Origin of the sequence: Bradyrhizobium sp., assembly GCF_049581145.1 — a bacterium.
GTDB lineage: Bacteria > Pseudomonadota > Alphaproteobacteria > Rhizobiales > Xanthobacteraceae > Bradyrhizobium.
Window position 1 is genome coordinate 1 of the sequence record NZ_JBAURI010001296.1, and the last position, 10,262, is coordinate 10,262.

Genomic DNA, 10,262 nt, shown 5'->3' on the forward strand with positions numbered 1-10,262 from the left:
CTGTTTGAGGCTTGCCATCAGCCGGCGCACCGTCCCGGCATCGCGGCGGCCGGCCTCGAACAGCAGCCGCTCGAAATTCGAGGACACCTGGATGTCCATCGACGGCGAGGCGGTGGCGTGAACCTCGCGCACTTCATAAATGCCGGTCTTCAGCGTGCGCGGCAGGATGTCGTTGACATTGGCGGCGATGCGCAGGAACCGGATCGGCAGGCCCATGCGCTTGGCGACATAGCCGGCAAAAATATCGCCGAAATTGCCGGTCGGCACCGTGAAATCCACCGCGCGCGCCGGCGCGCCGAGCGCGACCGCCGAGGTGAAGTAATACACCACCTGGGCCACGATCCGCGCCCAGTTGATGGAATTGACGCCGGACAGCGCGACCGCATCGCGAAAACCGTGATGGTTGAACATCGCCTTCACGATCGCCTGGCAATCGTCAAAATTTCCTTCGACCGCGAGGGCGTGAATGTTGGCGGCCGCCGTCGTCGTCATCATCCGCCGCTGCACCTCGGAGATGCGGCCATGCGGAAACAGCACGATGAGATCGACATTTTCCAGCCCGGCGAAGGCATCGACCGCGGCGCCGCCGGTGTCGCCTGATGTCGCGACCACGATGGTGGTGCGCTGCGCGCGCTTGGCCAGCACATGATCCATCAGCCGCGAGATCAGCTGCATCGCGACGTCCTTGAACGCCAGGGTCGGGCCGTGAAACAGCTCGAGCAAAAACTGATGCGGAGTGACCTGCGAGAGCGGCACCACCGCGGGATGCCGGAACGTGGCGTAGGCCTCATTCGCCATCGCCCCGAGATCGGCATCGGAGATTTCGCCGCCGATGAAGGGCCGGATCACGTCGACCGCGACCTCCCAATAAGGCCGGCCGAAAAAACCGGCGATCGCGGCGGGCGCAAGCTGCGGCCAGGTTTCAGGCACGTAAAGGCCGCCGTCGCGGGCCAGCCCGGTCAGCATCACGTCGCAGAAGCCGAGTGTCGGCGCCTCGCCTCGGGTCGAAATATATCGCGTCAAGCCGCCCTCCAAAGGCCTGGGTCTGTCGCCCAAGCCCTTGATATCCATCGCTGATCGGAATTGTCGATGACAAAGCCGGGGTTACCATAGAGCGTTTTCGCCACAATGGGAAATACCGCAATGGGCCGGATCTGCCCATTTCCCGGGCTCCTGACGCAGCTCCATGTTCCCGCGGCAGCAGATGTCCGGGGTGTGCTGAACAATTCGCTCCCTCCGAGAACAGAGGCCGCGCGGGAATGCCGGGTGCCCGATGCACCCGCAGCCTCATGTGCACAGGCCTTCCACAACTTCGCCGTGCGTCTTGACGCTTATCCGACGAAGCAGCGCGAACGCCAACGTCCGTTGCTCGGAGTAGCTCAGAAGCGGCCGGCCGGTGATTGGAGCGACGCGATAGGCCCCTTACAGACTTGTGCAAGGGCTGAACACGCCATCGGCTCTCGGATGAATGCTGGCGGCAGAATCCGTGGCTGAGTTATCGCTGAGGCTGGAGTCCACGCCCCTTCGCCTGCGCAATGAGCGCTCCCACGGTCTCCGGCTTTCGATACACAGGATCACGTGCCGACGCGCGACCGGGAGGGCAGACTTGCTGCTGGTTCCAACGGCGATAAGCGCGAAGCCCCAGAGCAGATTCGCCGCAACATGGAGATGCAGGCCAAGCTCGACGGTCTCTTCGCCCCGAACAGGGTCGAGCACTCCGGAGGCCAGTGTTGGATCTACTCCGCGGCCACGCGCGAGGGCATCGCGGTGAGCCGCATCGCGAGGCTGACTGCGATCAGCACGACGAAATTCACCGCCAGCGCGACGATGCCGATGTTGAGGTCCTGGATCTGGGCCGGCAGCCACGGCAGCGTGTGGAAGTTCGCACCGGTCAGGCTGACGGCGGCGACCGTGGCGACACCGGCGATGATGCCCGCCGCGGCACCTTCGCGCGTGGCGATGTTGCGCTGCCCGAGGCTGAGCACCAGCGAGGGAAACAGCTGGGTCACGAGGCTGTAGCCCATGAGCAGCAACGCGACGATGGTCTCCCCGCCCTTCAGGGTGAAGAAAACCGCAACCAGCGCCACCAGCGGCACCAGGAGTTTCGCGAGCCGCAATACCTGCCGATCGTCGGCCGACGGATGGACGGCCCGGTAGAGGTTATTGGCGATCAGGGTCGCGGCGGTCATCAGAATCATCGAGCCGGGCACCAACGCGGTGAGCACGCCGGTGGCGCCGATCACGCCGACGAACCAGGGATCGAACGTCTTCACTGACAGCTTGAACAACGCGAGGTCGATGTTCGAACCGGTGAGCCCGGGAACCTGCAGGGTCGCCGCGAAGCCGACGAGAAACACGAACAGCAGGATCAGCTGATAGAGCGGCAGCACGATCGCGTTCTTGCGGATCACCATGGCGCTCCTGGCGGTGTAGATCGAGCCGAAAGAGTGCGGCCACATGTAGAAGCCCAGCGCGGTGAGTAGCACCGTCGATGAGAACCACCAGAGGCTCTCGCCGTGCGGCGGAAGCGCGGTGAAGCCCGGCTTGGCCTGCTCGATCGCCGCGAACATCGATACCAGCCCGCCGTAATAATGATAGGGCAGATAGATGCCGAGGAAGACCACGATGGCGAGGATCATGGTGTCCTTGGCGACCGAGGTCCAGGCCGAGCCGTGCACGCCCGACACCATCACGTAGGCGGCGACGATGACGGCACCGATCCAGATCGCAAACGTCGAGGAGATCGCGCCATAGCCGGCGATTTCCACGATGATGCCGAGCCCCTTGAACTGGAGCACGAGGTAGGGAATCAGCGCCACGATGTCGACAAGCGCGACGATGACGCCGAGCGTCGGACTGTCGTACTTGCGAACGAAGAAGTCCGACTGGGAGTAGAGCCGGTTCTCCTTGGCATAGCGCCAGATCGGCGGCAGCATGAAATAGGAGAGCACGTAGGCGAGCGTGCCGTAGGCGAGAATGTAGTAGGCCGGCGCGCCCTTGCCGTAGGCGTAGCCGCTGCCGCCGAGGAAGGTAAAGGTGGTGTAGATTTCTCCGGCGAGCAGCAGGAACACGAAGACCGCGCCGAAGCCGCGTCCGCCCACCGTCCACTGCTCGAGGTTCATGTCCTTGCCGCGACGGGCGAGAAAGCCGAGGGCGAGCGCCAACAGCGCGGCGGCGGCGATGAACGGCAGCGCGCCGTTCATCGCTCGCCCTCCCGGTTGGCCGGATCGACCGCGTAGATCACAGCCATGATCAGGGAGCTGAGCAATATCCACGCCACGATCCAGGCGAGCAGGAACGGCAGGCCGAAGACGAGCGGAGTCGCTCGGTTGACGAAGAACGGACCGACGATGAGAGCGAGGAACGGGACGACGGCGAGCCAGCGGATGCCGCGCATGACGAGCACTCTTTGTGACGAAAACCTGCCTCCACCGCGAAAGTTCCCGGTCGGGCGCATCAATTTGGGTGATAACGGAACAAACTGCAGGCTCGCGTGACGCGCAGCATCGCAGCGCTCTTCCATACGGTGCCCGGTGGTCTCGGCCGCGTCGGCCAGCTAAAGACCGAAGTGCCGATGGTCGGTCTCTGTGCAGGTTTCTGGAAGCCGGCCGCCAGAGCGCGTGGAAGGGTTCATCATGCCGGCGTCCAAAAACCTGCACAACAATATAGATGTCGGGCCAAGGCCCATGCGCGTTCGCTCGTGAAACCATTGGCACGAACTGAGCGTTCTCCCTATGATCGTGGACCGTGGGGGTGCGCGATCCAGACGTTAAGTTTTCCAATGCCCTCGACCGCGCAGGCCCTCTATGAGCCGTTAAACGTCCCAAAGCTCGTCGCTGCTGACCTATGGGTTGTTGACGGCTCGGAGATCTGGTTCCACTTTGGGGTGAAGGTACCGTTTCCCACTCGCATGATCATAGTTCGGCTGCCAGATGGCGGGCTCTGGCTTCATTCTCCGGTCGCGCCCGATCCTGGACTTGTCGCGCGGGTGAAAACCCTTGGACCCGTCCGCGTCCTGTTGGCACCGAACACGTTGCACTACTGGTGGCTTGCCGACTGGGCCCAGCTCTTCCCAGAAGCCGCCGTCTTTGCACCGCTTGACCTCGCCCGAACAGCTAAGAAAACCCTGCCTCCCCATCGGGCTCTTGAAGACACACCCTCCCCGTTCTGGGCAGGTACGATTGAGCAGCTCATAGCTTCTGGTAGCATTTTTACCGAGATCATCTTCTTCCATCGACCAAGCCGGACGCTTTTCCTAACCGATCTCATCGAAAACTTCGAATTGTCCCGCGTTCGGTCACGATGGTTCCGCATATTGCTGCGGATGGGAGGCGTAGTGGATCCCGACGGGAAGGCGCCCATCGACATGGGGCTAACCTTTTTCGGCCATCGAGGCGAGCTGAGGAACGCCGTCACAAAAATGCTCGCATGGAAGCCGGACCGAATAATCCTCGCTCATGGGCGCTGGTACGATCGCGACGGCGAGCACGAGCTCAAGAGAGCCTTTCGTTGGGTTCTTTGAAACCGGAGATATTTGCCAGAGCTGTGCGGTTGAGCACAATCGAAATTGCAAGCCTTGGGGCCCCTTTAGTCTGCTGTATCGCGGCTTTCCGATACGATCCTTTTGCGCGTGATGCGCTCTCCGAGCCCGGCTTGGTGAGTAGCGCCTCGCGTAGCGGCGCCACCCATATCGCGGTCGGCAGTAGAGACAGACGCCGCCCCAGCATAAGGATATTTCGAGGCTCAATCAAACACCCCACGCAACCACTGTGAACGCTTCGCGGCCGACGTTGCCGACGGTCTCGCGCAACACTCGTTTCCAGGCGGTGGGTTGCACCTACCTGGCTGGACCAGCCGATCGCACCAGCTTTTCCTGGAGCACCTCGACCCATCCTACGAGCCGTGCCGGGACTCCGCCCTTACGTGCCCCAATCCGGGTTGCGCGTTGACACGCGCGCCCCCTCACCCCTGCCGCCCCGCCGTCCAGCGATCCGGGTCGGGGCTGTGTCCGATCAGAGCGAGCCCGTAGGCGATCGACTCGAACTGGTCGGCCGAGGTCAGCCGTTCCGCGCCGAAGCGATCGGTGAACAGCCGCTGCACGGCGGGGACGAAGGAGGTGCCGCCGGTCAAAAATACCTTTTCCACCTCGCGCGCGGTGATGCCGGCCTCGTCCAGCACCTTGTCGATGGTGGCGGCGAGGCGAGCGATATCGTCGGCAATCCAGGCTTCGAAGTTCTTCCGCGTGATGGCCGCGCGGATGTCGATGCCGCCGGCATCGAAGCGGAAGTCGACGCGGTCGCGGGCCGACAGCGCGACCTTGGCGTCGGACACCGCGCGATACAGCGTAAAGCCGAGGTCGAGATCGACGATGGTGATGAGATCCTCGAGTGGAGCCGGCTTCAAGGCGGTGCGCGCGAGCTGGCGGAGCTCGCGCAGGTCGCCGCTGGTCTTCATCATCGCGAGCTGATGCCAGCGCGCCAGGCTGGAATAGTAGTGGTTGGGAATCGGCAGCACCTTGTCGAATGAGCGGTAGAGGCTGCCCTTGCCCAACCGCGGCGCGACCACATGGTCGACGATGCGATAATCGAAGCTGTCGCCGGCAATGCCGATGCCGGCGTGGCCGAGCGGTTCCGCGCGCAGCACGCCGGCTTGCCGCGAGAAACGCATCACGGAGAAATCGCTGGTGCCGCCGCCGAAATCGGCGACCAGCACGGTGGCGTCACGATCGAGCCCGCGGGCAAAGGAGAACGCGGCTCCCACCGGCTCGTAAACATAGCGCGCGTGAGCCGCACCCAGCCGTTCGAACGCCGCCTGATAGCGCTGCATCGCCAACGCGTCGTCGGGATTGCCGCCGGCAAAACGTACGGGGCGCCCGACCATGATGGTCGGCGCGTCGAAGCCGAAGCTGTCGCTGCCATGACGCACCAGCGTGCGCAGGAACGCGGCGAGCAGGTCCTCGAACCGGTAGCGCTGCCGGAACACCTGCGTGGTCGTGAAGCTGGCGCTGGCGGCAAAGGTCTTGAACGACTGGATGAAACGGTGGACGTGGCGCCCCTCGAGAAACTGCTCGATCGCCCATGGACCGCCTTCGGCCTGGGCGCCGGCGCCCGGACGGTCTTCCCAGAAGCACAGCGCCGACACATAGACGCTGTGCTGCCGTCCGCCATGATCGAAGCGGATGGCCTCGACCCGGCCGTCGCCGGTCGCGATCGCGACAACCGTATTGCTGGTGCCGAAATCGATGCCGATCGAGACGGCGGACGAGGCGCTCGACATGAACCACTCTGACGGATGACTGGAAAGGAGGGCGGAGCCCGGACCGTGGCGGGGCGCGGACCATTAGCGGCTCTGCGCCGGCCTGCCAAGACCCTAGCCTCCAAGACCCTTGCCTCCAAGACCCTTGCCACCAAGTCACTTGCCGCCGCGACACTTGCCTCCACGACATTTGCCGCGAAGACCCGCCGCCGCGGCAACGCGGATGCTCGGCAACGTCATCACCCCCCCGCGCGACGATTGCGTCCTGTGGATGCTGGCTCAAACCAGAATTGGAGATACGCCATCGGCGATCGTGTCGGATGCGGAGATCAGGCATGACCGACATCGACGAGACAATCGAATAGGCGTCCATGTCGCTCGTTGACGCGAAGGCGATATGGCCCCAGATCGGCTTGCAAAGGGCGATGTCGCCCAGACTGAGGGCAATGCCCACATTCAGACGGCTGAACGCCAACGCCATGCTCGACGGAAGCCTGAGCGCTCTGCTTCTGCGATTGTATAAGCATATTTCTCGGAGTTATGTTACGCGGTCGTACTGTTGATCAAATGGCAGGTGGTAGATTTTTTCGCCGTCTCGCATTGAGACGTTGCATTTGATCAGGGGGTAGTCGGAAAATTTCGCCAATTCATTAAACTCAACGCCAAGCTTTTGAGCGAAGCCGTACCAAGCTATCATAATGGCAATTATCAGCCCAATGACGAGATATCAAATCAACGAGGAATTGTCTCCACGCATCGCAAGTCTCTTTCCGAAGGGTGATTAGCTCGGGATCACTCGCCGCCAAATTCAGGACTTGAAATACACACAGTTGAATATAGCCAGCGCAGTGTCGCGAAGTGAAAAATAAAGCACGCAGAAGTCGCGCGCCGCGCGATGTTGGAGCCCCAATACGGGTGGAACCCGGAAGAAAATAAAAAGTCAGTGAGTCTGCGTGAAAGCGGCAGATTGGAATGGATTGAGATTGCACGAGAGCTTTCTACCAAGACTGAATTCTACTGCTGGCACAAAGCGAACGTACCGCGGACATTTCCGTGGCCGCGCTCGATTGCCGCACCCGTCGTCCCTCGAGGCCGTCGATACCGTCTTGATACTACCGACGAGCGCTCACGACATCGCTTGTATTTTCTCCCCGGCTCTCAATGCTCGAGGACTGACTTACGACTGCGGTTTTCGATCTGGACGACCGGTTCCATGAAATCGATCCTATGCGAGTTGACCCATCGTTCGTCATTCCGGGATGCACTCCGGCCGGCGACAGACGGTCGGAGTGCAGGCCCGGAATCCATAACCACAGTAGTGCGGCAACGTGTGCACAACACAACTTCCGCTAGCAGATCGCCACCGAGGACCAGCAGGAGACCGATCGCTACTGGCACGCCGTTGTCGGCAATGGAGGCTAGGAGAGCGCGTGCGGCTGGTGCAAGGACCGGTGGGGCGTTTCCTGGCAGATCACGCCGCGCGTGCTGATGGAGGCGCTGGCGGCCGGCGGGGATGAAGCAAAGCGCGCATTCAATGCCATGATGGGCATGAAGAAAATCGACGTCGCGGCGATCAAGGCGGCGCGGCGCGGCTGACGGCCACCAAATCCCCGGACTGCGCCGCGCGATCTCTTCTCAGAACAGCAAGAACGCGACAGAACCAGCATTGAACGATCTTTAGCTCTCAAACGCCAAGTGCGGGAGAGAGTCATGACGAGAACTACATTGTCGGCGACTTCGATCATTGCGGCGGTGATCGCCGTCCTGGGCGGCAGCAGGGCCGTTTCCGCGCCGGACAAGTACGCCCTGCAAGTCCCGGGCGGGCTCGCCTTCGCCGAGTTCAGAGGATACGAAGGCTGGCCGGTCATCGCCATCAGCGAGAACGAAGGCAAGATCGCCGTGATCCTGGGGAACACCGTCATGATCGACGCGCTCAGGGAGGACGTGCCCGGCAACGGCAAGCCTTTCCCGGACGGCGCCAGAATGGCGAAGATCCATTGGATCCCGAAAAAACAGGAAGCCTACCCAGGTCAACCCATGGTGCCGGGGGCGCAGCATGACGTTGATTTCATGGTGAAGGACAGCAAGAGGTTCGCCGACAGCGGCGGATGGGGATATGCGGAGTTCGAATACGACGCCGCTTCCGACACGTTCAGGCCCGGCACTCCGGATGACGAGCCGCCGCAAGCCAACGATGCCAGATGCGGGTTCGCATGCCACACGATCGTGCAGAACAGAGATTACGTTTTCACCGAGTACGGGCACCGCTGAACGGCGAACAGGATTGTCGGTGGAGCTGACATCGCCACCTGGTTTCGTCACGGACGCCTGGTCCAGTCATGGCGCGAGATCCCTCGATCGGGGCGCAACGCGATCTGAGCGGCCTTTCCCTAGCGGCATGGTTGACTTGACGATCCTGCAATCACCCCTGCACGGCGGCAGCGATCAGGCCAAGGCGAGCGTCATGCCCAGCCGCGCGCGGTTGCGATGAGTCGCCAGCGTGACGCGATTCGGTCGAGGTCGCCGGTCATTGACGCCAACCGGTATCGCCAAATGCAATGGCCGCGACTATGATCGTGGCCGGTGCATCTCGAACCCGTGCCTCAAGACGCCCTCGTTCAAGTCGCTGGAACCGCCATCGCTTCGCAACGATCGTGCACCGGACGCTGATCGCATCATCAGAGATGCTGCAGTATGAGCATGGATCAGCCGACCCAGAGCGCGTCGACGCCGAAGGCGCCCGCGGGCTTGACAAGCTCCGAGGCGCAACGCCGTCTCGAACGATATGGCGCGAACGAAATACCGGAACGGCGGCCGAATCCGATCCTGGCCTTGTTGCAGAAGTTCTGGGAACCGGTCCCCTGGATGCTTGAAGCGACCATCGTGCTCCAGATCGTCTTGGACAAGCGGGGCGAAGCCGCAATCGTTGGCGCGCTGCTGGCATTCAATGCCCTCGTCAGCTTTGTCGAGGAAGGCCGCGCGAGCAAGGCGGTGACGCTGCTGCGCAGCCGGCTATCGACCCGCGCGCGCGTGCTGCGGGACGGCTGCTGGCAGTCGGTGCCCGCCGCCGGCCTGGTTGCCGGGGATTGCGTCCATCTGCGGACGGGCGATCTTTCGCCGGCCGACATTCGGATCGTCAACGGCGACGTGCTTCTCGACCAGTCCGCTCTGACCGGGGAGTCCGTCGCGGTGGACGTCGGCGCCGGCGCGCTGGCCTATGCTGCCGCCGTCGTCAGGCGCGGAGAAGCGACGGGCGAGGTCGTGGCGACAGGCCTGCACACTTATTTCGGCAAGACGGCGGAGCTGGTCAGGACCGCGAAGTCGGCGAGCCACCTGCAGACGACCATCTTTTCGATCGTCAAGACGCTCATCATCATCGATGCCGTGCTGATCTGCGTGTTGCTTGTTTATGCGACCTGGGCCGGATTGCCATTCACGGAGGTGATCCCCTTCGCATTGATTCTGCTGGTCGCGTCCGTTCCCGTCGCGCTGCCGGCGACGTTCACGTTGGCGACCGGGCTCGGATCGACCGAACTCGTGCGCAACGGCGTGCTCGTGACCCGGTTGTCGGCGATCGAAGAAGCGGCCGGAATGGACGTGCTGTGTACCGACAAGACCGGCACGATTACCGAGAACCGGCTTTCGCTCGCCGCCATCACTCCTTTCACCTCGGTCTCGGAGAACGAAGTTCTGCGCATGGCAGCGCTCGCCTGCGATCCTGCTACTCAAGACCCCATTGATCTGGCCATTCTGGCGGCAGCCGAAGCGCGCGGCCTCCCTGCCGGTCAGCGGCGGCGCGTTGAATTCGTCCCCTTCGAACCGGCCACGCGCTATTCGCTGGCGCGATACGAGGACTCGTTCGGAATGCTCTGCGTGGTCAAGGGCGCGCCGCGCGCGGTCGCTTCGCTGGTTCCCGATCCCTGCGATGTAGCGACAGCGAGCGCGCGGCTGGCCGCCGGCGGCCATCGCGTGCTGGCTGTCGCATCCGGCCGTGACCGGGATACGCT

At 62.8% G+C, this 10,262-nt stretch carries 7 protein-coding genes and 1 pseudogene; 4 read left to right on the top strand and 4 right to left on the bottom strand.

Going from position 1 to position 10,262, the window contains the following annotated elements:
* From thrC to WCB02_RS41455, 3 genes are all read right to left on the bottom strand, one after another.
* A partial coding sequence (gene thrC, locus WCB02_RS41445; protein WP_423968676.1) for a threonine synthase occupies nt 1-1,023 on the bottom strand: 1,023 nt, incomplete at its 3' end.
* A 713-nt stretch (nt 1,024-1,736) separates the two neighbouring features.
* Nucleotides 1,737-3,203: a sodium:solute symporter family protein gene (locus tag WCB02_RS41450; protein ID WP_423968679.1), complete on the bottom strand. Its 1,467-nt coding sequence runs from the start codon at nt 3,201-3,203 to the stop codon at nt 1,737-1,739.
* On the bottom strand, nt 3,200-3,397 hold the full coding sequence (locus WCB02_RS41455; RefSeq protein ID WP_423968682.1) for a DUF3311 domain-containing protein: 198 nt from the start codon (nt 3,395-3,397) through the stop codon (nt 3,200-3,202). The genes WCB02_RS41450 and WCB02_RS41455 overlap by 4 nt, the downstream gene beginning before the upstream one ends.
* A gap of 96 nt (nt 3,398-3,493) precedes the next feature.
* Here WCB02_RS41455 and WCB02_RS41460 point away from each other — a divergent pair, with 96 nt between their 5' ends.
* A complete protein-coding gene (locus tag WCB02_RS41460; RefSeq protein ID WP_423968685.1) occupies nt 3,494-4,522 on the top strand; it encodes a DUF4336 domain-containing protein in 1,029 nt (342 codons plus the stop codon).
* A gap of 440 nt (nt 4,523-4,962) precedes the next feature.
* Here the strand turns inward: WCB02_RS41460 and WCB02_RS41465 are convergent, their stop codons facing one another.
* Nucleotides 4,963-6,276: an Hsp70 family protein gene (locus WCB02_RS41465; protein WP_423968687.1), complete on the bottom strand. Its 1,314-nt coding sequence runs from the start codon at nt 6,274-6,276 to the stop codon at nt 4,963-4,965.
* Nucleotides 6,277-7,608: 1,332 nt separating this feature from the next.
* Here WCB02_RS41465 and WCB02_RS41470 point away from each other — a divergent pair.
* The 3 genes and pseudogenes from WCB02_RS41470 to WCB02_RS41480 form a co-directional block, all read left to right on the top strand.
* A pseudogene (locus tag WCB02_RS41470) lies at nt 7,609-7,851 on the top strand (VOC family protein); the annotation flags it as partial.
* A 114-nt stretch (nt 7,852-7,965) separates the two neighbouring features.
* Nucleotides 7,966-8,526 (top strand): cytochrome P460 family protein, encoded by a 561-nt coding sequence (locus WCB02_RS41475; RefSeq protein ID WP_423968689.1) that lies wholly within the window; start codon nt 7,966-7,968, stop codon nt 8,524-8,526.
* Between the two features lie 429 nt (nt 8,527-8,955).
* Nucleotides 8,956-10,262: HAD-IC family P-type ATPase (locus WCB02_RS41480; RefSeq protein WP_423968691.1), on the top strand; the 1,307-nt coding region annotated here is incomplete at its 3' end.